Below are 22,023 nucleotides of genomic sequence, written 5' to 3'. Positions count from 1 at the left end.
TTATGATGATTTATATTGGAAACATTGCTTATTCAATGACAGCAGAAGAACTAAAAGAACTCTGCATGCCTTTTGGAAATGTTGTTTCATCAAAAGTGATAATTGATAAGGCAACAGGAAAATCTAAGGGTTATGGTTTTGTTGAGTTTGATAATGACGAATCGGCACTTAAAGCCATTCAGGAGCTCAATAATACCCAAGTTAAAGGAAGAAACATTAAGGTAAATAATGCCTTCCGAAAAAACACACAAACGGAAACTCCAAAAGACACAGAACAACAAAACCCTGAGGCTTAATTCGGCCACAAATCTTTAATAAAGAAGTAGAGCATAACCCCAACAGAGAAAAGTTTTATTCCTGTCCCAAGGGTAAAACCTAACAATGACCCCAAAGCAGAACGCCAAGGATTATTGTTTAGATTTTTATTTTGCTTATTTCCTATAATCTCCCCAACAAAAGCACCTAAAAATGGCCCGAGAATTACCCCTATTGGTCCCAAAAATATTAACCCAAATACTATTCCGATAACAGTACCCCAAACTCCCCAGCTACTTCCACCCATCTTTTTAGTTATCCATGCAGGAAAAATGTAATCTAGAACTGTAACGACAATTGTAACTAGCGCCAAAACAATTATTAAATTCCAAGAGATTTCAGAAAAAGAGGTAAACTTTAACAAAAGCATGCTTAGCCATGCAATCGGAGGACCTGGAATTATCGGCAAAACGCAACCTGCAAAACCAAGAAGAAACAAAATAATCGCAAAAACAATCAAAACATAATCCAAAAACATACCTAATTAATTTAAAATTAATAAATTTGGCTAAATATATCAAAAAAAATGAAAAGCGTAGCCATTACAGTTAAAGGTAGAGTCCAGGGTGTTGGATACAGATTTTTTATACTTCGGCATGCTAAAGAACTTGGAGTTAAAGGATTTGTAAAAAATTTAACGAATGGTGATGTTTACATAGAAGCAACAGGAACTCCTGAGCAAATTGATACTTTAGTTAAACATTGCTGGAGTGGTCCAATTAGCTCTATAGTAAAGGAGGTAATAGTTGAAGATTCTCCTAATGCACATAGCTCCCTTTTTGCTATCATTAGTTAGATAAAATCAAACATGAAACTAATAAACTTTCATACACATAACTATCAGTGCAAGACAAATTCAATTTGTATTGAATCCGTAGATTATAATGCACACTTCAACCCTAATGGTAATAGTTTTTATACCTTAGGAATCCACCCTTGGAGTTCAGATAATGCTAATGCGATACAAAGTCTTAACCTATTAAAAGAACATCTAAACCATCCAAATGTAATTGGAATTGGTGAGATTGGGCTCGATCGATTAAAAGGTGCATCTTTAGACAAACAAATTGAACTGCTTATAAAACAACTTGATATAGCGGTTGAGGCAAATCTACCTGTTGTGTTACACTGCGTAAGATGCTGGAGCGAAATAATATCGATTTTCAAGAAACCTAAATACAAGAACCTAACAAAAGCTATACATGGTTTTAGGTCTAAACCAGAAATAGCTAAAGAACTTATTAACGAAAATTTTTACTTGTCGTTTGGAACATCATTAATAGATGCTACGCCAGAGCTAGCCGAGGCGTTAACTATTACTCCGCCAGATAAGCGTTTTTTTGAAACCGATGACAAAAACATCCCAATTTACGAGGTTTACGATGCAGCTGCAGATTTCTTGGATACTACATTTGAACAGCTAGTTTCTGAAACCAATTCAAATTTAAAAAGCTTCTTTAAAGAAACTTTAAAGTTACAGCTATTGCCAATTTGATTTTTGAATGCGACCTTTGCTGGCCATAAAACAACAAATATGGCTAACAATTGGCTTGAACGAACAGAACTACTTCTTGGACAAGAATCAGTAAAAAAACTTAGCAACAAACATGTTTTAGTTATTGGGCTAGGTGGTGTTGGGGCATACGCAGCTGAGCAAATTTGTAGGGCAGGTGTTGGTAAGATTACCATAGCAGATGGTGATATTATCCAACCATCAAATATTAACCGACAACTCCCAGCGCTTCATAGCACAATTGGAAAGCCTAAGGCTGAAACACTAGGAAAAAGGTTAAAAGATATCAATCCAAATATTGAGCTAACGATTATTCAAGAATATCTAAGAGATGAACGGCTCACACAGCTTCTATCTAATAATTTCGATTATGTGGTAGATGCCATTGACACCCTATCGCCAAAAGTATTCTTAATTCACGATGCTATTAAATTTGGGCACAAAGTGGTTAGCTCAATGGGGAGTGGCGGAAAGCTAGATCCTACCCAAGTAAAAATTTCCGACATATCCGAATCGTATGGGTGCCCATTAGCAAGAATCTTAAGAAAACGCTTACATCGTTTAGGTATAAGAGAAGGTTTTAAAGTTGTTTACTCTGCCGAGAAAGTACCAGAGCATGCCATGAAACCATGTGAAGGAGAACCCAATAAGAAAACAACAATTGGAACCATCTCCTATATGCCCCCATTGTTCGGGTGCATGATTGCTTCAGTTGTAATTAGGGATTTACTGGCTTAGCTTTGTTTTTAGATAACCATTCGTTTTGGTTTACAACAATTTCTTGCACATTTGTATTGTTAGAGTCAAGGAACTCTCTTGTGTCCGATACAAAAACACTAAATGCAGGATTAATTTTTGATTCGCTTCCTGATGCTTTCAATGAGTCATATAAGCTAACGGGTAACACCCTATAACTCCATTTCTTTCCGCTATAACTTTTTTCAACCCAAACAGGCATATAACCAGCTTGTACCAACTTTAAAGTACTATCCTTAGCAAATTCAAGAAATGAGATAATCCCCCCATCGCGATAGCGTTTTCGTTGGTTAGAAACAAAATTACCAAGTGAGTATAAAACGAAATTATAAGTATCTTTATTCTTTTCCCATACAATAGGCTGAACAACATGGGGATGAGAACCAATAATTATCCTAACACCTTTCTTTTGCATCCATTTAGCCAAATCTTTTTGGGTCTTATTAGGAAATCTTTGATACTCACTACCCCAATGTATAAAAACCACAATATCATCAACACCTAGCTCTTTGGCTCTTGCAACATCAGTTGCTATTGCTGAAGTATCTATTAGGTTAACCATGTAGGGGGGCTTAACGGGCATGCCATTAGTTCCATAAGTGTAGTTTAATAAAGCGAGTTGCATATCGTTTTTCTTCAGTATTACCGGGTTTCGGCTAGCTTTATCTATTGAATCGGTAAATGTTCCAGTAAATAATATGTTTTTTGAATTCAAAACATCAATAGTACGCTGAATTCCATTAGCACCTCTATCCGCAGAATGGTTATTTGCTGTAACCAAAACATTAACTCCCGCTTGAATTAACCCATCTGCAAGTTCATCGGGTGAGCTAAACCTTGGGTAACCAGTAAAAGGTGGTCCAGCAAGTGTAACCTCAAGATTAGCAACTGAATAATCGGCTGTCTTAAAAATTGGAGCTAAAGCTGAAAAAACATTGGTATAATCGTACCTATTAGAATCTATCCTAGCAGAATTAATTTGAGGGCCATGTCCCATAACGTCTCCTATAAAGATGATTCGCAAAGTACTATCTGTTTGTGCTTTCGACACAAAAACAAACAAAGTAAAAAGTACAATTAGCCGAATTTTTTTCATAATTAATCTTTATATATTCAAATTATAGACATATTTCGTAAGTCATTACTTTACAATAATACAAAAAAATATGTTCAAAAAACAAAGGGCATGCTAATGCATGCCCTTAAGCCTATTTTTTATGTGCTAGACTACTCTTTGCTTTCAGATGTCATAACAACTTCTACAATGTTACCTTGGCTAAACAGTTTCTTTGCAAACTCTTTAACAGCATTAACATCAACTGATTTAACCATCTCATCATAGTTAGTATAGAAGTCTAACCCATCTTCGTATTTAGCTCTAATAACGTTAGCCCAGTAGCTGTTCTCCCGTTTATTTTGCTCATACTCCTTAAGCATGTACTCCTTAGTTTTATTCAAATCATCGGCTAGTGGGCCTTCATTCATTATTTTCTGAATTTCTGAATAAACAATACCTATCAGCTTATCACGAAGCTTAGGATCGGTATCAAACTGTATTTGTACAACATACGAGTTAACAGGGAAGTTGCGTAGCGAAACGCGAACACCTACACCATAGGTACCACCTTCTTTTTCACGAATTTCTTCGAGGTAGCGAGTACGTAAAATAGAGGTTAAGTAATCGGCAAGAATATCGTTCATCACATTATATTCAATTTCTCCAGTATACCCAACAAATACCGATGACTTTGTGGTCTGCATAGGTTTGGTGAAATAGTTTTTAACCTTTCCTTTAGGAGGACGAACACCAGTATCTTTTGCATCCTCTTTTCTGTTCAATGCAGGTAATGCACCCAAATATTTTTCAATCAAAGGTTTCGCCTCAATAGGGCTAATGTTACCAGTGAATATGAAAGTAAAGTCTGAAGCATCGGCAAAGCGCTCTTTGTAGAACTTCATACACTTGTCGAAATCTACTTTATCTAAAAACTCAAGGTTGAAAGGCATTACCCTTGGGTTATGGTTTGCTAAAGTAAGAGTAATACTATCCCTGAAAGCCATGCGAGGATCAGAAGAAGCGTTTGCTAAGAATGCTTTCAAGCGGCCAAGATATGTATCAAAACTTTCTTTATCTTCACGAGGTTGAGTCATGTAAAGGTAAATAAGCTGAAGCATTGTTTCAAAGTCTTTTGGCGAAGCATTACCAGAAAAACCTTCATAATCATCTCCAATTACTGGGCGGATATTTACCATTTTGCCAGCTAGCATTTTCTCCAAATCGGTGCTGGTAAATTCACTTACACCAGAATTGGTAACAATCTCAGTTGCCATATTTGCTGAAGGCACCTCATCAACATTAGCTAATGAAGAACCACCCTTACTAAATGCTTCAACTATAACCTGATCCTCTTTAAAGTCGGTTTGTTTGATAACAACCTTAACGCCATTTGAGAGCACCCACTCAGTTGTACCAAAAACATTATTTGCATTTTCTTTCTTAACCTTTCCAGGTTTTTCAATCTTCTCAACCAAAGGCTTAGTGATAACTTTATCAACATAAGCCTCAATATTTTCTGCTTTAACTTCTTTTAAAGCATTTAGCACTTGCTCTTGAGTAGGAACAACTACACCCTCTTTTTCTGGTGCCATTAATGAGATCACAACATTTTTCTCAGTTATAAGTTGCTTTGCAACAGCATTAATTTCATCAATACTAACAGTTGGAAGGAGCTGTTTTGCAAATAGGTATTCGAATTCGACACCAGGCATTGGTTCACCTTCAAGGAAATGGTTAATGCACTCCCAAACAAATTTTTGATTTTTTTGCTTATCCTTTTCCTTTAGCTCATTTTCGAGTGAACGCAAGTAGTCGGACTTAGCTCTATCTAGCTCCGAAGTATTAAAACCGAAACGTTTTACACGTTCAGCCTCACGAACAATACCTTTAATTCCATCGATCATTTTATCGGGACGGAGAGCAGCGTAGAAAGCCATTGCGTCCTTTGTTCTAACCATGTTGAAATAGCCTGAAGCAGCAAATACAAAGGGAGGATTGGGTTTCTGAACAATTTCATTTAGTCGGGAAGAAATCATTGAAGTAATAAGCTCCCTTACCATGTCGTTTCTCATGTAGCCAATATTCTTGGCATCTTTAGGAGTAGCATCATGCTTGAAATACAAGTACATCATGGCATTTCTTGCCTCAGGGTCGGTAGCTATACCAACAAGTGGTTCGTCATTATCGGGTAGTTCGTAGTATGGACGAGGAGTTGGATTAACTGGTGCTGGAATATCAGCAAACACCTCCTTAATTTTAGCCTCAACCTTATCAACATCAATATCACCAACAATAACTATTGATTGTAAATCGGGACGATACCATTTATTGTAATAATCTACAAGTTCTTGATGCTTGAAGTTATTAATTACATTGATGTCGCCAATTACGTCTCTTTCGGCATACTTTGAGCCCTTATAGATAACAGGCATTAACTTTTTATACATTCTACGTTCAGCATTACGACCGGTGCGCCATTCTTCACGAATTACACCACGTTCAGCTTCAATCTCTTCAGGAAGAAGCGAAATGAAATGAGACCAATCATGAAGAACTAGTAGGGCACTGTCAATAATACCTTCGCGAATGGTTGGAACATCCGATAGGTTGTAAACTGTCTCATCAAGCGATGTAAAAGCGTTGATATTATAACCAAACTTTACTCCAACTGTTTCGAAATAGTTGATAATTCCCTTACCAGGGAAGTTTTTAGTTCCATTAAAAGCCATGTGCTCAAGAAAGTGAGCTAAACCATTTTGGCTATCTTCCTCTAAAATTGCACCAACATTCTGAGCAATATAAAATTCTGCACGTTGTTTAGGCTCGGTGTTTTTCCTGATGTAATATGTGAGCCCATTCTCTAATTTTCCATATCGAACATTTTGATCGACAGGAACCGGAGCGTTTAAACCGGCTTGCCCAAAAGCATTAATACCTGCAAATGCAAGTATTACTAATGAAAATAAACCTTTTTTAATCTTCATAGAATTAAAATTTAAGTAATTTGTTACAAATTTCAAACTCAAAATTATACATTTACTAACGAATTCAAAGTGCATTTTAGTATTTTAACACTAATTTGAAACATTTTGATATAATATCCAGTAAAAGGTTTAATTTTTATATGCGAAAACAGCTATCAAGAACAGTAATTATTCTTTCACTTGTTAGTCTCTTTACCGATATAGCAAGCGAAATGCTATATCCTATAATGCCAATTTATCTAAAATCGATTGGTTTTTCTGTACTACTCATTGGGATACTTGAAGGAATTGCTGAAGCCACAGCAGGAATTAGTAAAGGTTATTTTGGAGAGCTATCGGATAGAATTGAAAAAAGAACACCTTTTATACGGTTAGGCTACCTACTAAGTGCATTAGCAAAGCCAGCACTAGCTATTAGCAAATGGCCGTTCTGGATATTTATAGTTAGAACAACTGAACGTTTAGGAAAAGGGATTCGAACAAGTGCCCGCGATGCGCTTCTTAGCGATGAATCAACGCCTAAAACACGAGGCAGAGTTTTTGGTTTTCATAGAAGTATGGATACACTTGGTGCTGCAATTGGGCCAATTATTACCCTATCGCTAATTTCATTCTTTCCAGGTAACTACAACTTCATATTTGTTCTTACTGCCATCCCTGGTTTTGCAGCCATACTTTTAACTTTCTTAATCAGAGAAAAGCACAATAAAAAAGCGGTTAATACTTTAAATAAACCGAAGTTCTCTTTCCTTACCTTTTTTAATTACTGGAAAGAAGCATCTACCAACTATAAACATATTGTTATTGGGCTAATTCTTTTCACACTGATTAACAGCTCCGATGCATTCTTGCTACTCAAAGTAAAAGATTCTGGGTATTCCGATAGCTTTGTTGTTGGCTTATATATTTTCTACAACTTTTCGTATGCACTACTATCCTATCCCATGGGATACCTTTCGGATAAGCTGAGCATGAAAGGAACCATTATCATTGGACTAATCGCATTCTCTCTAACTTATCTTGGCTTTTCTATTCTAACTGCAAAAATTCATTTTGTAATACTTTTTGGAATCTACGCTGCCTATGCAGCATCAACTGAGGGAGTTGTAAAAGCATGGCTTTCTAATAATTTACCAAGGGGCAGAACAGCCACAGGATTAGGCCTATACAACAGCCTACAAAGTATATCAACTCTTATTGCCAGCTCGCTAGCCGGCACTATCTGGCTTATATCAGACTCGAAAACAGTTTTTATGATTTCCGCAATAGGCTCAGTTATTGCTGCAGGTTATATTGCAATTTTCACTAAAACTAACGTAACCTATCAAGCGAACGAATAAGGGCTTCATCCTTAGCAATTCCACGAATGGCCAAAAAGTTTAGCACAGCAGCAATAAGAGGAAAAATAAAAACCAAGTTATAATGAGGCTTTGAATGCAAATTTTGACCAATGGCAGTAACCATGTAATACATAACCCCCTGTAATCCAACAAGCATAACAATTGTTACAATACATAGTCGAATTTGAAGAACCCTTCTTTTGTAAAGAAATATGGTGACAAAGGTTATAAGCATTACAAGAATAATAAAGGCAAACAAGAACCAATAATTTTGTAATAGTTCCACCGACAAATCACTTGAGTTCTGCACACCAAACACGTTAAGGACTATTTTATCCATATTTGGCTCAATAAAATAGGTAGCAATCGGATTATAAATTAAAATCGATAAAAGAACAAGAGTTAAAAACATGAATAGTGTTTGTATGCGTTGTATCATCGGTTTTTGTTTTTTTTGCAAATTTACCATTTGAATCAATATCTTTTATTAAAACAATTAAAAACTTTACTAATTTTGGTGTTTTAAACTAACATTATGCTATAATTGCAGGATAAAATTGTACGATTATGAGAGTAATAGAATCATCAGAACTGATTATTAATGCCGATGGAAGCATTTTTCACCTTCATCTCAAACCCGAAAACATTTCGGATAAAATTATTTTAGTAGGCGACCCAGGAAGAGTTGAAACCGTAGCAAGTTTTTTCGATAGCAGAGAATTTGAGGTTGCGAATCGTGAGTTTAAAACTGTAACTGGTACTTACAAAGGGAAAAGAATTACTGCTCTATCAACTGGTATAGGTACCGATAATATAGACATTGTAGTTAATGAGCTAGATGCCTTAGTTAATATCGACCTCAAAACTAGAACTGAAAAACCGGAGAAAAAACGATTAACACTTGTTCGTTTAGGGACATCTGGCGCCCTACAAGCCGAAATTCCATTGGGTGGTTTTGTGATGACTGAAACTAGTATTGGTTTTGATGGATTACTTAACTTCTACGCTAACAGGAACGAAGTTAGCGACACAGAAATGGAAAAAGCCTTTATTGAGCATACCAACTGGAATCCACTATGTGCAAAACCTTACTTTTGCCATTCGTCGTCAAAGCTGATAGAACTATTTTCAGATTTCACCATACCTGGCGTTACCATTTCAGCACCAGGATTTTATGGCCCTCAAGGAAGAGTTCTAAGACTTCCATTAGCCGACCCAAAACTTAACGACAAAATAGTAGAATTCAACTATAACGGTAGAAAAATCACAAACTTCGAAATGGAAAGTTCGGCTATTAATGGGCTTTCAAAGCTGCTTGGTCACGATTCAGTCACAATATGCACTATAATAGCGAACAGGGTTGTTAAAGATGCAAATATCGACTATAAGCCCTACATAAAATCGCTTATTGAAAATACATTAGACAGGTTAGCCACCTTAGAATAATAAATTTGGAATTGGATACTAACTACATAAAATCGCTTATTGCCCTTCTTGACGATCCTGACACCAGCGTTTTTGAAACCGTTGCCAACAAGATCATCGAGGAGGGCAATGAGATTATTCCTTTTCTTGAAGATGCCTGGGAAAGTGCTCATGAACCTATTATTCAGAATAGGATTGAAGAAATTATTGGCTCAATCCAATTTAACAAGTTAAAAAGCGAGTTTTCCAGTTGGATTTCATCGCCTAATCATGATTTGCTTGAAGGCACTTTACTTGTTTCAAAAATTCAGTACCCTGAACTTGATCCCAAAAGAATTCTAGAAGAAATTGAAAATATTAGACGCGATATTTGGCTGGAACTAAATAATAGTCTTACAGCCCTAGAAAAAGTTAAAATTATTAATCACGTTTTATTTGATATTTATAAGTATAAGCCCAATACCTCTGATTACTATTCACCAAGAAATTATCTAATAAAAGATCTAGTTGAAAGCAAAAAAGGAGGGGCTGTTATTCTAACAATCTTTTATGCTATAATTTCTCAACAGCTGGGCTTACCCATTTATTGCGTAAGCATACCTCATAACTTTGTACTGGCATATGAAGACAGGTATTCAGTAGATTTATTTGAAATAGAGTTTGAAGAAGAAAGACGAGTGTTATTTTATATAAATCCATTTAGTCAAGGGTCGCTTTTCAGCGCAAATGAGATAAAATTCTTTTTAAGCCAACAAAAGATTGAAGATAACCCACAATATTACTTGCCCATTAGTAACTATGAAGCGATTCAGCAGCTAGTTTATAATACTAAAATTGCTTTTCAACGCTCTAATCAAAATGCAAAGGCTTCACAACTTCAAAAAATTTACAACCTCTTACAAGATCAAAAACCTAAGCCAATAAAATAGGTAGATTCGATATATTTTTCTCACACTATTGTTAGAAAGATGCTATTTGAATTTTTACCATGCTAAAACTTTTGTAGATAAAAATAAAACCATTAAATTTGCGCGCTAATTTAAATAAAATCAATAAACTATGTTGAATCAGTACGAAACCGTTTTCATTGCAACTCCCGTTTTGTCTGAGGCCCAGATGAAGGAAACGGTTACCAAGTTCAAGGATTTCATCACATCGAATGGTGGTGAGATTATCCATGAAGAGGATTGGGGATTAAGAAAATTGGCCTACCCCATTCAAAAGAAAACAACCGGCTTTTATCATCTTTTTGAGTTCAAAGCCGATGGATCATTGATTGATAAGCTGGAAACCCAGTATCGTCGTGATGAGCGAATTATCCGTTTCCTTACTGTAAAAATGGATAAACATCACATTGAGTTCGCTCAGAAAAGACGTAACAACAAGGTTGAATCTAAAACTGTGGAGGGTTAAACTATGAGCCAGAATCAATCAGAAATCAGATATCTCACTCCCCCAAGTGTTGAGATTAAAAAGAAAAAGTATTGCCGTTTCCGCAAGAACAACATCAAGTACATTGATTATAAGGATCCAGAATTCCTTAAAAAGTTCTTAAACGAGCAGGGAAAAATTTTACCACGTCGTATTACCGGTACTTCCCAAAAGTATCAGCGTAAGGTTGCTACAGCTGTTAAGCGTGCTCGCCATCTTGCATTGTTACCATTCGTAACCGATTTATTAAAGTAAAGGGAAGGAGGAAAACAAATGGAAATTATACTACTTCAGGACGTTCCCCGCTTAGGGCATAAAAACGATATAGTTAAAGTTCGTAATGGTTACGCACGTAACTATCTAATTCCTAAAGGCATGGCTATAGCTGCTACTGAATCAGCTAAAAAAGTTATTGCCGAAACCATTAAGCAACAAGCTCATAAGGAGGCTAAAATTAAAGCCGAAGCCGAAGAGCTTGCCAAGAAACTTGAAGGTGTTAAGCTTACTATTGGTGCCAAGACAAGTTCTACTGGAAAAATCTTTGGTTCTGTTAACAATATTCAAATTGCAGAAGCACTTGCAAAACAAGGTTTCGAAATTGATCGCAAAAATATTGTTATTGCTGAAGATCAAGTTAAAGAGGTTGGCACATACAAGGCTGAAATCAAATTACACCGCGAAGTTAAGGTTAGTATTGAATTTGAGGTTGTTTCAGAATAAACCAAATCGGTTTCTAACTAATAAAAAAATAGGTTGCCAAAAGCAACCTATTTTTTTATTTTGTAGCTATTCTATCTTACCGCAATACACTCAATTTCAATCATCACATCAAGGGGTAATCGTGCAACTCCGAACGCTGCCCTTGCTGGTTTTTCCTCTGAAAAATACTTGGAATAAACCTCATTCATTGCAGCAAAGTTATCCATATCGCTAAGCAGACAGGTGGTTTTTACAACGTTACTATAATCAAGACCAGCCTCAGCTAGAATCGCTCCAATATTTTTGAGCACTTGCTCAGTCTGTTCCATAATTCCCCCCTTTACAATTTTTCCACTTTCGGGATCAATTGGAATTTGACCCGAGATAAAGACCATACCATTAGCCTCAACTGCCTGGCTATATGGCCCAACTGCCTTGGGAGCTTTTTCTGTGCAAATAACTTTCTTTTTCATGGCTTTTAGTTTTAGGTTAAGCTAGTTATTGATTGTCTAAGTAATGGTCTCGTTTTGTAAATTTTAAATCGTGTAGTAAGGAAGACTTCACATTAATAGTAAAGCTAAAACTCTTATAGTAACCAATAGGAATAACAGTTAAACGCATCTCCCAGCAATGCAAATCTCTGTAAAAATTTAACGAAGTTGTGGTTAACTTCCTATTTTTAAAATCATATCCTGAGCTGAATCCTATCTTCCATTTAGGAGTCAAGTTTACACTACCCGAAAAGCTGAGTGTTTGAACTAAACTTGACTGAAAAGCAGGTTTAGAATAGCTTAGGTTATAGCTAAACCTAACATTCCAAGGCACAGAAAAATCGACATAATCCATTCCATACTGAGTCCCAAGTGATTCGCCAAAGTTAGATCCGTCGGGTGCAGTGCCCAAAGGTATCTCGCTTCCAGGAGCACCTCGAAGTCCCCCGCGACCACTAGAACTGTTTTGCCCCTCCTTTTTACTATTTAACGAAAAGTCGATACCTACATTACCCCGTGTAAATCGTGCGAGTTTTCCTGAATTGTTTAACTCAAACTTATTGTACTTTTTGCCATTAGCATCTAATGCATAAAGGCTAAAACCACCAGAAAAGTTAATGTTAACCTTTCCATCAAATAAGCTAGTCCGACCACTAACAGATATATCGGACCAATTCAAAGAATCAGCCAGCAAATTATAGGATGTATTCGCTGAGAGCCCGTCAATTATCTTAATTTTCTTGGTTTGGTTAACAGTGTCCTTATCTGACTTAACTTTCATTTCTAGCAAGTTACTCAACGAAAATGAGACAACCCCAGATTTTCCACCACCAGGACCACCATAAATTCCGTTCTCAAAAATTGAATAGTTTGAAGTATTTCCTGTTGAATCAATCTGAACTGTCTTATAAAATCCATACTTGGGGTCAGAAAAATCAGGCCTATAACCTAAAGACACAGAAGGTGTTAACACATGTCTAATAGCTTGAACTTTTGAGTTTTTAGAAAATTGGAACATGCCGTAAACCTTGGTACTCATTGAAACAGAACCATTGTACTCGTACCCTCTTTTAAAAGATCTAACAGTGTCGACCTCTACCCTATTGGAATCTGCATTCCAATGCTTCTCAATAGTTTGTAAATACCAAAACTCATTATAATTCACACCAGGGCTAACTGTGATAAATTTTAGGATGTTAAACGAAGTAGAAACAGGAATAGAATGCTTCATGCCATTCTGCATGCTATCTAAAACACTTGGTTTAAATAGATTTTCTTCGAGTACTTGAACCCTATTATCAAAAGATGTATTTAGACTAAGCCCTACTTTCTCATACCATTTAGGCGATCCAACAGCATTTTTCCTTTTAAAAGGATATATACGGCTCATATTAAAGGCAACGCGAGGGAAATTTAAGTTAACAGTCTCATTTATTGTATTTTGAGAATGATTAAGAGAGGCTGTAAGGCTAAAGGGAGTACCAGCCCAGTTCTTTGAATATGAAATACTAGAATTAAAGGTGTTTGAAAGGGCAGTATTAATGTTTCTTGCGTTATACTTATTGTAGTTTGATGAACCAAAATTTACATTAGCCTGAAACGTTGAATTAGGCGATGCCTTAGGATCCTGGCGATGACTCCACCTAATCCAATACGACGAGGTTTTGCTATAATCAGGCAAGCCTTTTTCGCTGTTTATAATCGCTGATGTTTCAATATTTAAAGAACCAGAGAACTTATAACGTAATTTGTAGTTAGTTTGGCTTCTAATTCCCCATGATCCTCTTGAGTAGATATCAAAAGTAATCTTTTCATCCATGTAATCGCCCATACCAAAATAAAATCCACCACCACGGAGAAAAAGCCCCCTGTTTTTTTCTTCGCCATATTCAGGAATAAGCAGCCCTGCAGAACGTTTTTTAGTATTTGGGAAAAAACCAAATGGTATAAACAATGGGAATGGAACATCTTCTATAACCAGGTATGCAGGACCTGCAACAATCTTGTTGTTTGGTATAATTTTTCCTTTAGTTACTGCTAAGTAAAAGTGAGGATGGTCCAAATCGCAACTAGTATATTTGCCTGCCTTAAGATTTACTACATCGTTTTCCATTTTTTTAGTGATAGCACTATGCATAAATCCGCCAGCCTCTTCGGTTACAACACCAATAATTTTGGCTCTTCGAGTATCAAAGTTGTAGTAAATCTTATCCATTTTAAAGGTCTTGCTCCCTTCTTTGAACTGTGGCTTACCAATAACCTTTCCAGTACTATCGGCTAATCCCGATGCATAAACCTGTTTGGTTTCCATATCAAACTCAATATAGCTGGCTTTTAGCTCCAAGTCTTGGTAGGTAACCACAGCATTACCATATAAATAGGCAATCTTACCATCTAATGAGTAAACTATTGAATCCTCGGCATTAGTAAAAACTGGATCATCAATAGACTTTTTATTTTGAACACTATCGGGAAGAGATTCATTAGCTAGTGTATCGGGCACAATAGTTGTATCCTGATTGATTACAAATCCATCATTTACGCTTACCCTGTTGGCAAAAAGCGTTATGTGGTTAAAAAGTAATAGCAGAAAAAATAACCTATATCTCAACTTTAATTCTATTTTTGCAATGAAATTGAGCTCAAAACTACTGAAAAAATTGAAAGAATTTATAAACATGAGGCATTCCTGCATCAATTTTTTATTAACATTTAACTTAATCCTAGCAGCCATTCTAGGTACATACCAAACATCATTCAGTCAACATATAAGCGCATACACGCTTTCAAAAATTGTGATTGATGCTGGTCATGGTGGGAAAGACCCTGGAGCAGTAGGAAAGATAAGTAAAGAAAAAGATTTAACATTAGCAATTGCTAAAAAAGTTGGGGCACTAATTGAGAAAAACTTAAAGGATGTAAAAGTTATTTACACCAGAACAGATGATACATTTATTCCACTTAATGAACGAAGTAATATTGCGAATAAAGAAGGTGCCGATCTTTTCATCTCAATACATTGTAATGCCGCCGCAAATAAAAGAGTCTCAGGAGCAGAAACATACGTAATGGGCTTACACCGAAGCGAAGAAAACCTGAATGTTGCTATGCGCGAAAACGCTGTTATCTCATACGAAGATGGCTACAACGAAACCTACGAAGGTTACGACCCTAACTCTGCTGAATCGTTTATCATTTTTAGCATGCTTCAGAATGCCTTTCTAAAGCAAAGCCTAAATTTTGCCGCAATAGTTCAAAACGATTTTAAAGAACGTGCCAAAAGAAGAGATAGAGGTGTAAGGCAGGCAGGCTTCCTGGTACTTTGGAAAACTTCAATGCCAAGTGTTCTTATTGAAGCTGGATATATTAGCAATTCTAAAGAGGAGCAATTCTTAAACTCCGAATATGGCCAAGACATTATTGCTTCATCCATTTATAGAGCAATAAAATCATATAAAGAGAATGTGGACGAGCTAAATAAGACTGTTTTAGAACTACAACAGGCTCAGAAAAGTAATGAGAACACTCAAAAGAGCTCAACAGCTAATAGCATTGAATTCAAAGTTCAAGTTTCGTCATCACAAAACTTATTACCAGATATTGAAGAAAAGTATAAGGAATTTGGCAATGTTTCCGTGGTAAATTTTAACGGCACATATAAATATTTGGTTGGAGGGACACCAAACTATCAGGAAGCAGTAAAATACTGCAATACTATTAAATCAAAAGTTCCCGATGCTTTTATTGTTGCTATTGAAAATGGTAATATAATTCGTTTAAGTGAAGCATTACAAAAGATTAACAAAAGCGAATAACTAAATTGAATCAAATTATTTAACTTTGATTATTATTTAAATAGAAGATTAACCATGAAGGTAAGAATAAGTAGAGAACTCAAAATAGGTATTTTTGTACTATCCTGTTTATTAGCTTCATATTGGGGAATAAATTTCCTAAAAGGAAAAAATATTTTCAGTCCAAATGTTGAGTACTACGCTATATTTAAATCGGTTGATGGACTTCAAAGTACCGATGCCGTTTTAATAAACGGCTTCAAGGTTGGTTTAGTAAAGAACATTGAATTCCACGATTTAAATTCTGGACGATTCCGCGTTACACTTCTTGTAAACAAAAAGTATAGGTTGCCTCGTAACACAACGGCAAAACTTGTAAGCACTGATATAATGGGGGGTAAAGCAATTAAACTTGAGGTTTCACCCGACAGTTCTTACTTTACACCAGGCGATACCCTTCCTACTTCTATTGAAATAGGACTTATTGATCAGCTTGCTTACCAAATGTCTCCCATTAAAGAAAAAGCGGAGACAATGATGGTGGAGCTTTCCAAAACACTTGTCGTACTCCAGAAAGTTCTCAATGAGCAAAACCAAGAAAATATTTCTGAAAGTATCAAAAACCTAAACACTACTTTAAAACACATAAGCATGTTAACAGCTGGACTCGATACTATGATAAATAGTCCAGATGGCTCCATTAAAAAATCCATGAACAATATTGCATCAATTACATCTAATCTAAGAATAAATAATAAGCTAATTACCAATTCATTAAAAAATATTTCCAACATTAGCGACTCATTATCAAAGGCTAACATTCCTGCAACAGTTGCTAAATTGGATTCATCATTATCTCAACTTCGTTATGTAATGACCAAGATTAAATCTGGAGAAGGAACTCTAGGCAAACTTGTAAACAACGATACATTATACAACAACTTGGAATCTGCTTCATTACAGCTAGATCTGCTTATCAAGGATATGAAAACAAATCCTAAAAGATATGTTAATTTCTCTGTTATTGACTTAAGCCGAACCAAATACATTGAAGAGAAGAAGTAACTTTCAAGTTTTAGCCCTGTATATTTTTAACTTGCTAATATTAAACACTTTATGTTATTTAAACTGATAATCAATCCTATAACATTTTATTAGGTAAATATAAGATTTCAATAAAATACTACAACATATTACAATCCAGTATTTTGCATTATCAACATTCTATGTTTCTATATATCAAACACTTACATTTTTTTGACGAATGACTAAAATTTATATTAGTGAATATTAACCAGTTAAAATGTTAATTCAAAATTCAAGTCCCAAAACTATTTTTTTTTAAAAAAAATCATTACAATTTTGTTAGTGTTGAAAACAAGTTGAAAAATTCATTTAAAAATATTTTTATATGTTTAAGGCAGCTGATTGTAAGGAAGTTTGGGAAAATTGTTTAAAAATTATCAAGGACAACGTTTCACCAGTAAGCTTTAAAACCTGGTTTGAACCGATTGTTCCAGTTAAGTTAGAAAACAATGTACTCACCATTCAGGTTCCAAGTCCTTTCTTTTATGAATACCTTGAAGAGCAATACATTGATATTCTTCGCAAGACACTAAGAAAGGAGTTGGGTCCTGAAGCAAAGCTTGAGTACAGCGTTATTGTAGAAAATAATGGATATAACGACGGAGCACCTTTTACTGTAAAATTCCCAACTCAGAACAAAACCGAGCTAAAAAACAAGCCTGTTTCAGTTCAAGCTGTCCAAGAAACTCCAATTAAAAATCCATTCATAATACCTGGCATTAAAAAGCTGAATGTTGACCCTCAGCTTAACCCAGAGTACAACTTTGCCAACTTTGTTGAAGGGAGTTGCAATAAATTAGCTCGTTCTGCAGGTATAACCATTAGTCAAGCTCCTGGCAAAACAGCCTTTAACCCATTGTTTATCTATGGCGGTTCGGGTTTGGGAAAAACTCACCTTGCACAAGCAATTGGTATAGAAGTTAAGCGTCTTTTCCCTGAAAAAATTGTACTTTACGTTAATGCCGTAAAGTTTCAAACTCAGTTTGTTGATGCATACTTTAAACACAATAACATCAACGACTTCTTGCATTTTTATCAAAGCATCGACGTATTGATACTTGATGATGTTCACGAGTTTGCAGGAAAAGAGAAAACTCAAGATGCATTCTTTCACATCTTTAATCACCTACATCAAACTGGGAAACAGCTTATCTTAACCTCAGATCAAGCACCAGCCGACCTACAAGGCTTAGAAAAGAGGTTGCTATCAAGGTTCAAATGGGGGCTATCAGCAGAGCTTACCGTTCCCGATTTTGAAACCAGAGTGGCTATTCTTAAGAAAAAAGTTTATAATGATGGTATAGTCGTTCCAAACGACGTGCTTGAATTCATAGCCTCAAATATTAATCAAAACATAAGAGAGCTAGAAGGGGCCCTGATCTCAATGTTAGCTCAATCAACCCTTAACGGGAAACAACTTACAGTTGAGCTAGCCTCCGAACTAATTGAAAAGCTTGTTAAAAGCACTAAAAAAGACATTACCATCGATTACATTCAAAAGGTTGTTTGCGAATACTTTGGGCTCCCTCTTGAGGTTCTCAGTGCAAAAACGAGGAAACGCGAGATTGTTCAAGCTCGTCAAATTGCCATGTATTTTTCAAAAAGCCTTACAAAAGCATCGCTTTCAACCATTGGCAGTATGATTGGAAATAAAGATCATGCTACCGTACTCCATGCTTGTAAAACTGTAAACAACCTAATGGAAACCGATAAACGATTCCGCGCTCAAGTTGAGGATATTCAAAAGAAACTTAAATATAATTCATGAAATGATTCTTAATATACGAAAAGCGAAGTCTATCACTTCGCTTTTTCTGTTTATCAAAAAAAAATATCGATAGGTCAAATTGCAAAACCGATAAACACTATTATCTCTATTTAAATGTAATTTTACTTGTCGCAAAATATTACTATTAAACAAGAAAAAATGAAAAATAGATTAAGCCTTTTTTTATTGCTATCGTTACAAACCATCTCCTTAATATCTTACTCGCAAGCTGATAGCCTAATTTTAGCAATTCGTAACTCCAAGAACGACACAGTTAAATTAAATAACATTTACAATCAACTTTCATCTCCAAAATACATTGCAGACACTTCATACGACAAAGCTTGCATTGAGTTCATTCAAAAAGCCAAATCGATTAAATGGACAACTGGCGTATTAAAAGGAAATAGTATTACAGGAACAAGATTTTATTATAGAGGTAATTTTGATAATGCAATTGAATATTTTAATGATAACATTAGCTTTGACAGTTCCGTTACCAGCAACATGCCATTTCTGGCTAACTCACATAAAATGTTAGCGGGTTCATACTTTAACAAAGGCGAATCGGAAAAAGCAATATCTGAAGCCACTCGGGCAATTAACCTCTACAAAACACTAAATGATACTGTTGGATGGGCAAAAACAATAAATTTACTTGGTGGTATCTATTGGAATCTCGGTAAACTAGATATTGCAGCTCAAAACATTTACAAAGCATTAAAGCTTAGAGAAAAAATGAACGATTCTTTGGGAGTTGCTCATTCTTATAATAATATCGGATTAATATACGATACCCAAGGCAAGCAAGACGACGCCTTAAAAATGTATAAAAAAGCACTTGAAATTTACGAAAAACTGGGTAATTCAGTGGGAATTGGCAGAGCTTCTAATAACATTGCTATAATTTTAAAAAATAAAAAGCAATACACAGAAAGTTTACAGATGTTCCTTAAATCTTACGAAATTGATTTAAAAAGGAATAACATAGACGATCAAGGTAAAACCCTTAGTAATATTGGTGAGCTATACATTTCAATTGGTAATCCAGAGCAAAGTATAAGCTACTTGCAAAAAGCGAAACAGATATTTGAAAAGAATAGCAACGAAAATGGCCTTGCTGCTGTATTAATAAATTTAGGGAAAGCTTACCTATTAAAAGGGAATAACTACAAGGCTAAAGAATCTTTCTCTAAAGGGCTAAAGCTTGCACAAAAATTAAATTCACTAGAATGGCAAAAGGAGGCCCATGAGGGCATTTATAATTCACTTAAAAGTATTGGTGATTACTCAAATGCCCTAAATCATTTTGAGAAGTTTAAAAATTATGACGATTCCTTAAAAAGCATTTCAAATTTGAATACTATTGATAAGCTCAAAATTGAGTATGAAACGGAAAAAAAGGAAAATCAAATTAAACTTCTTCAAAAATCGAACGAAGTAAATAGACTCAGATTTGAAAAACAAAGAAACGTTAACCTACTACTTATATCTATATCAATTTTAATTGGTGTAATTCTAGTTATTTTATACTTCTACCAGAGGAAATTGAAAAAGGACAAAGTACTTTTACAAGAAATGAATTCTGAGATTCTAATTCAAAAAGAAGAAATTGAGACACAAAGAGATATGCTGGAGGTAAACTTTAATGAGTTAAACCAGCATAAAATGGAACTAGCAAAACAGACCGAAAAGATAGAAAGACAGAACAATGAGCTTAAATATGCAAACCATAGGATAACAGAAGGCCTTGAGTATGCATCTATGATACAAAGATCGTTATTCTCTAACCCTAAGGAACTTGAAGCATTTTTTAGTAATCAATCGTTCTTGTATTTACCTAAAGATTATGTGGGAGGCGATTTATATTGGCATCATGTGAATGATGAAAGAGTAATATTCTCAATAGCTGATTGTACTGGTCATGGTGTAGCTGGAGCGTTTATGAGTATTATGGCCATATCATTTCTTAAAGATGCAATTTCGATTTACAACTTGGAACAACCAGATGAAATTGCTTCTTATCTATACCAGCAGCTCATCAAATCAAAAACAACACCTTTTGACTCAAATCTGATTCTTGGGATTGATTTCATAATTTGCAAATTCAATAAGGATTCTAATACGTTGATTTATAGTGGTAATAAACTTTCATTTGAATATATTGATTTATCAAGAAATCATGTATCTGTAAGACCCCGAAGAAAAGTTAATAAGGATTTGGGGACTCTATATTTCGAGAATCACAAATTAGACATTTCAAATAAGGGTAGGCTGTTCTTTTATACCGATGGCTTTCCCGATCAAATTAGTGAGGTAAAGCACAAAAAGATGGGTAGAAATGAGTTTATTTCTCAACTAAAAAACACAATTGAACTTCCAATACACCTACAAGTGGAGCATGTTAACAAATTCATGCAAAGGTGGAAGGGGAACTATGAGCAAATTGACGATGCAACGCTCCTTGCAATTGAAATTTAAGTTTAGATATTTAACCTGCCATTTGATACTATAAACCAAGGGTTAATTAGCTCCTCTTTGTTATACAATAGCCTTTCATTTGTTTCATATACTTTCACACTTAACCCTGCCCCTTCAACTATAGCTTGGCCTGCTGCTGTATCCCATTCATTCGAAAGCGATAACCTGGGGTACAAATCAGCTTTACCTTCGGCTATTAAACACATTTTAAGTGAAGAGCCAATGGGTAATAGCTCTACATTATTATACTTATATTGAACTCTATTTATAAACTCAATAGTTTCAGGTGTACTATGTGACCGACTCTCAACAATAATAAAATTTTCTCGATTAGTAGCCAAAGGTAACCGTATTGCTAATTTCTTAATACTTTCAACAGATTCACTATAATCTTCAGTAGGGAGCAAATTATCGGCTAAATAAGCACCTTCATTTATAAGTGAAAAATACAACTTGCCAGTAACTGGAACATAAACCACACCTGCAATGGGAACATGCTCATAAATGAGAGCAATATTAACTGTAAACTCACCATTTCTTTTTATGAACTCTTTTGTCCCATCTAATGGGTCAACAATCCAAAAGTAATCCCAACTCTTACGCTCCTCGTAAAGTATATTTCTTCCCTCTTCGCTTAATACAGGAATAAAGGTTTTAGACAAGGAATTCTTAATTTCCTCATGCGCTAACCTATCTGCAAGAGTTAATGGAGTTCGATCTGACTTTAGATTAACCTGGAAATCATCGGAATTGTAAACCTGTAAAATTTTGAAACCTGCTCTAACTGCTGCGCTAATCGCAATTGAGAGTAGGTTATAAAGTTCTGGTAGTTCAATCATCAATCAAAAATTAATTTTTGCAAAATTAAAGTAATTCAGATAAT

At 35.3% G+C, this 22,023-nt stretch carries 21 protein-coding genes; 14 read left to right on the top strand and 7 right to left on the bottom strand.

Features of this window, described 5'->3' with window-relative positions:
* Window positions 1-2: 2 nt before the first annotated feature.
* Entirely contained in the window at window positions 3-296 is a 294-nt protein-coding gene (locus tag FHG85_RS05610) for an RNA recognition motif domain-containing protein (protein WP_173073833.1), read from the top strand.
* On the opposite strand, the gene FHG85_RS05605 is transcribed toward FHG85_RS05610, so the two are convergent.
* Window positions 293-793: a DUF456 domain-containing protein gene (locus FHG85_RS05605; RefSeq protein WP_173073831.1), complete on the bottom strand. Its 501-nt coding sequence runs from the start codon at window positions 791-793 to the stop codon at window positions 293-295. The two genes, FHG85_RS05610 and FHG85_RS05605, sit on opposite strands and share 4 nt — an antisense overlap.
* Before the next feature lie 48 nt (window positions 794-841).
* On the opposite strand from FHG85_RS05605, the gene FHG85_RS05600 reads away from it, so the two are divergent.
* From FHG85_RS05600 to FHG85_RS05590, 3 genes are read left to right on the top strand one after another with little or no spacing between them, the layout of a single operon-like run.
* A complete protein-coding gene (locus FHG85_RS05600; RefSeq protein ID WP_173073829.1) occupies window positions 842-1,111 on the top strand; it encodes an acylphosphatase in 270 nt (89 codons plus the stop codon).
* 12 nt (window positions 1,112-1,123) lie between these two features.
* Complete coding sequence (locus FHG85_RS05595) at window positions 1,124-1,810, top strand: TatD family hydrolase (protein WP_173073827.1); 687 nt, start codon at window positions 1,124-1,126, stop codon at window positions 1,808-1,810.
* A 39-nt stretch (window positions 1,811-1,849) separates the two neighbouring features.
* Window positions 1,850-2,566 (top strand): tRNA threonylcarbamoyladenosine dehydratase, encoded by a 717-nt coding sequence (locus tag FHG85_RS05590; protein ID WP_173073825.1) that lies wholly within the window; start codon window positions 1,850-1,852, stop codon window positions 2,564-2,566.
* Here the strand turns inward: FHG85_RS05590 and FHG85_RS05585 are convergent.
* Both FHG85_RS05585 and FHG85_RS05580 read right to left on the bottom strand, forming a co-directional pair.
* The gene (locus FHG85_RS05585; RefSeq protein ID WP_173073823.1) at window positions 2,547-3,680 is read right to left on the bottom strand and encodes a CapA family protein; all 1,134 of its coding nucleotides are present in this window, start codon (window positions 3,678-3,680) and stop codon (window positions 2,547-2,549) included. The two genes, FHG85_RS05590 and FHG85_RS05585, sit on opposite strands and share 20 nt — an antisense overlap.
* Before the next feature lie 131 nt (window positions 3,681-3,811).
* The gene (locus tag FHG85_RS05580) at window positions 3,812-6,625 is read right to left on the bottom strand and encodes a M16 family metallopeptidase (protein ID WP_173073820.1); all 2,814 of its coding nucleotides are present in this window, start codon (window positions 6,623-6,625) and stop codon (window positions 3,812-3,814) included.
* Between the two features lie 140 nt (window positions 6,626-6,765).
* On the opposite strand from FHG85_RS05580, the gene FHG85_RS05575 reads away from it, so the two are divergent.
* On the top strand, window positions 6,766-7,965 hold the full coding sequence (locus FHG85_RS05575; RefSeq protein WP_173073818.1) for an MFS transporter: 1,200 nt from the start codon (window positions 6,766-6,768) through the stop codon (window positions 7,963-7,965).
* On the opposite strand, the gene FHG85_RS05570 is transcribed toward FHG85_RS05575, so the two are convergent.
* On the bottom strand, window positions 7,937-8,404 hold the full coding sequence (locus tag FHG85_RS05570; RefSeq protein ID WP_173073816.1) for a DUF4293 domain-containing protein: 468 nt from the start codon (window positions 8,402-8,404) through the stop codon (window positions 7,937-7,939). The genes FHG85_RS05575 and FHG85_RS05570 overlap by 29 nt on opposite strands.
* Window positions 8,405-8,532: 128 nt before the next feature.
* Here FHG85_RS05570 and FHG85_RS05565 point away from each other — a divergent pair, with 128 nt between their 5' ends.
* The 5 genes from FHG85_RS05565 to rplI all read left to right on the top strand — a co-directional run bounded on the left by FHG85_RS05565 (window position 8,533) and on the right by rplI (window position 11,541).
* Window positions 8,533-9,411 carry a nucleoside phosphorylase gene (locus tag FHG85_RS05565; protein WP_173073814.1) on the top strand — a complete coding sequence of 293 codons (879 nt, stop codon included), beginning with the start codon at window positions 8,533-8,535 and terminating at the stop codon, window positions 9,409-9,411.
* 11 nt (window positions 9,412-9,422) lie between these two features.
* Window positions 9,423-10,319, top strand: a complete 897-nt coding sequence (locus FHG85_RS05560; protein ID WP_173073811.1) for a transglutaminase-like domain-containing protein — start codon at window positions 9,423-9,425, stop codon at window positions 10,317-10,319.
* A 133-nt stretch (window positions 10,320-10,452) separates the two neighbouring features.
* Window positions 10,453-10,803, top strand: a complete 351-nt coding sequence (gene rpsF / locus FHG85_RS05555) for a 30S ribosomal protein S6 (RefSeq protein WP_220429262.1) — start codon at window positions 10,453-10,455, stop codon at window positions 10,801-10,803.
* Window positions 10,804-10,806: 3 nt separating this feature from the next.
* Window positions 10,807-11,076 (top strand): 30S ribosomal protein S18, encoded by a 270-nt coding sequence (gene rpsR / locus FHG85_RS05550; RefSeq protein WP_173073806.1) that lies wholly within the window; start codon window positions 10,807-10,809, stop codon window positions 11,074-11,076.
* A gap of 18 nt (window positions 11,077-11,094) precedes the next feature.
* The gene (gene rplI, locus FHG85_RS05545; protein WP_173073804.1) at window positions 11,095-11,541 is read left to right on the top strand and encodes a 50S ribosomal protein L9; all 447 of its coding nucleotides are present in this window, start codon (window positions 11,095-11,097) and stop codon (window positions 11,539-11,541) included.
* 71 nt (window positions 11,542-11,612) lie between these two features.
* Here rplI and FHG85_RS05540 read toward each other — a convergent pair whose 3' ends face one another.
* Both FHG85_RS05540 and FHG85_RS05535 read right to left on the bottom strand, forming a co-directional pair.
* A complete protein-coding gene (locus FHG85_RS05540) occupies window positions 11,613-11,993 on the bottom strand; it encodes a RidA family protein (RefSeq protein WP_173073802.1) in 381 nt (126 codons plus the stop codon).
* Window positions 11,994-12,018: 25 nt separating this feature from the next.
* Complete coding sequence (locus tag FHG85_RS05535; RefSeq protein ID WP_173073800.1) at window positions 12,019-14,622, bottom strand: putative LPS assembly protein LptD; 2,604 nt, start codon at window positions 14,620-14,622, stop codon at window positions 12,019-12,021.
* Between the two features lie 49 nt (window positions 14,623-14,671).
* Here FHG85_RS05535 and FHG85_RS05530 point away from each other — a divergent pair, with 49 nt between their 5' ends.
* The 4 genes from FHG85_RS05530 (at window position 14,672) to FHG85_RS05515 (ending at window position 21,140) form a co-directional block, all read left to right on the top strand.
* Complete coding sequence (locus tag FHG85_RS05530) at window positions 14,672-15,826, top strand: N-acetylmuramoyl-L-alanine amidase family protein (RefSeq protein ID WP_173073797.1); 1,155 nt, start codon at window positions 14,672-14,674, stop codon at window positions 15,824-15,826.
* 54 nt (window positions 15,827-15,880) lie between these two features.
* Complete coding sequence (locus FHG85_RS05525; protein ID WP_173073795.1) at window positions 15,881-16,870, top strand: MlaD family protein; 990 nt, start codon at window positions 15,881-15,883, stop codon at window positions 16,868-16,870.
* Window positions 16,871-17,216: 346 nt separating this feature from the next.
* Complete coding sequence (gene dnaA / locus FHG85_RS05520; protein WP_173073793.1) at window positions 17,217-18,659, top strand: chromosomal replication initiator protein DnaA; 1,443 nt, start codon at window positions 17,217-17,219, stop codon at window positions 18,657-18,659.
* 159 nt (window positions 18,660-18,818) lie between these two features.
* Window positions 18,819-21,140, top strand: coding sequence for a tetratricopeptide repeat protein (locus tag FHG85_RS05515; protein WP_173073791.1), 2,322 nt, complete (start codon window positions 18,819-18,821; stop codon window positions 21,138-21,140).
* A gap of 2 nt (window positions 21,141-21,142) precedes the next feature.
* Here FHG85_RS05515 and cysQ read toward each other — a convergent pair whose 3' ends face one another.
* A complete protein-coding gene (gene cysQ, locus FHG85_RS05510; RefSeq protein WP_173073789.1) occupies window positions 21,143-21,979 on the bottom strand; it encodes a 3'(2'),5'-bisphosphate nucleotidase CysQ in 837 nt (278 codons plus the stop codon).
* Window positions 21,980-22,023: the final 44 nt, after the last annotated feature.

The sequence above is a fragment of the Tenuifilum thalassicum genome (assembly GCF_013265555.1).
GTDB lineage: Bacteria > Bacteroidota > Bacteroidia > Bacteroidales > Tenuifilaceae > Tenuifilum > Tenuifilum thalassicum.
The sequence above is the reverse complement of the archived record's forward strand: the minus strand, read 5'-3'. Positions and strand labels throughout refer to the sequence as shown.

Bases quoted from the DNA above. Each gene is read 5' to 3' on its own strand.
- FHG85_RS05595 (WP_173073827.1), top strand. From the start codon at position 1,124: ATGAAACTAATAAACTTTCATACACATAACTATCAGTGCAAGACAAAT.
- FHG85_RS05575 (WP_173073818.1), top strand. From the start codon at position 6,766: ATGCGAAAACAGCTATCAAGAACAGTAATTATTCTTTCACTTGTTAGT.
- FHG85_RS05515 (WP_173073791.1), top strand. From the start codon at position 18,819: ATGAAAAATAGATTAAGCCTTTTTTTATTGCTATCGTTACAAACCATC.
- cysQ (WP_173073789.1), bottom strand. From the start codon at position 21,979: ATGATTGAACTACCAGAACTTTATAACCTACTCTCAATTGCGATTAGC.
- FHG85_RS05570 (WP_173073816.1), bottom strand. From the start codon at position 8,404: ATGATACAACGCATACAAACACTATTCATGTTTTTAACTCTTGTTCTT.
- FHG85_RS05590 (WP_173073825.1), top strand. From the start codon at position 1,850: ATGGCTAACAATTGGCTTGAACGAACAGAACTACTTCTTGGACAAGAA.
- FHG85_RS05585 (WP_173073823.1), bottom strand. From the start codon at position 3,680: ATGAAAAAAATTCGGCTAATTGTACTTTTTACTTTGTTTGTTTTTGTG.
- rpsR (WP_173073806.1), top strand. From the start codon at position 10,807: ATGAGCCAGAATCAATCAGAAATCAGATATCTCACTCCCCCAAGTGTT.
- FHG85_RS05605 (WP_173073831.1), bottom strand. From the start codon at position 793: ATGTTTTTGGATTATGTTTTGATTGTTTTTGCGATTATTTTGTTTCTT.
- dnaA (WP_173073793.1), top strand. From the start codon at position 17,217: ATGTTTAAGGCAGCTGATTGTAAGGAAGTTTGGGAAAATTGTTTAAAA.
- rplI (WP_173073804.1), top strand. From the start codon at position 11,095: ATGGAAATTATACTACTTCAGGACGTTCCCCGCTTAGGGCATAAAAAC.
- FHG85_RS05540 (WP_173073802.1), bottom strand. From the start codon at position 11,993: ATGAAAAAGAAAGTTATTTGCACAGAAAAAGCTCCCAAGGCAGTTGGG.
- FHG85_RS05600 (WP_173073829.1), top strand. From the start codon at position 842: ATGAAAAGCGTAGCCATTACAGTTAAAGGTAGAGTCCAGGGTGTTGGA.
- FHG85_RS05610 (WP_173073833.1), top strand. From the start codon at position 3: ATGATGATTTATATTGGAAACATTGCTTATTCAATGACAGCAGAAGAA.
- FHG85_RS05525 (WP_173073795.1), top strand. From the start codon at position 15,881: ATGAAGGTAAGAATAAGTAGAGAACTCAAAATAGGTATTTTTGTACTA.
- FHG85_RS05580 (WP_173073820.1), bottom strand. From the start codon at position 6,625: ATGAAGATTAAAAAAGGTTTATTTTCATTAGTAATACTTGCATTTGCA.
- FHG85_RS05565 (WP_173073814.1), top strand. From the start codon at position 8,533: ATGAGAGTAATAGAATCATCAGAACTGATTATTAATGCCGATGGAAGC.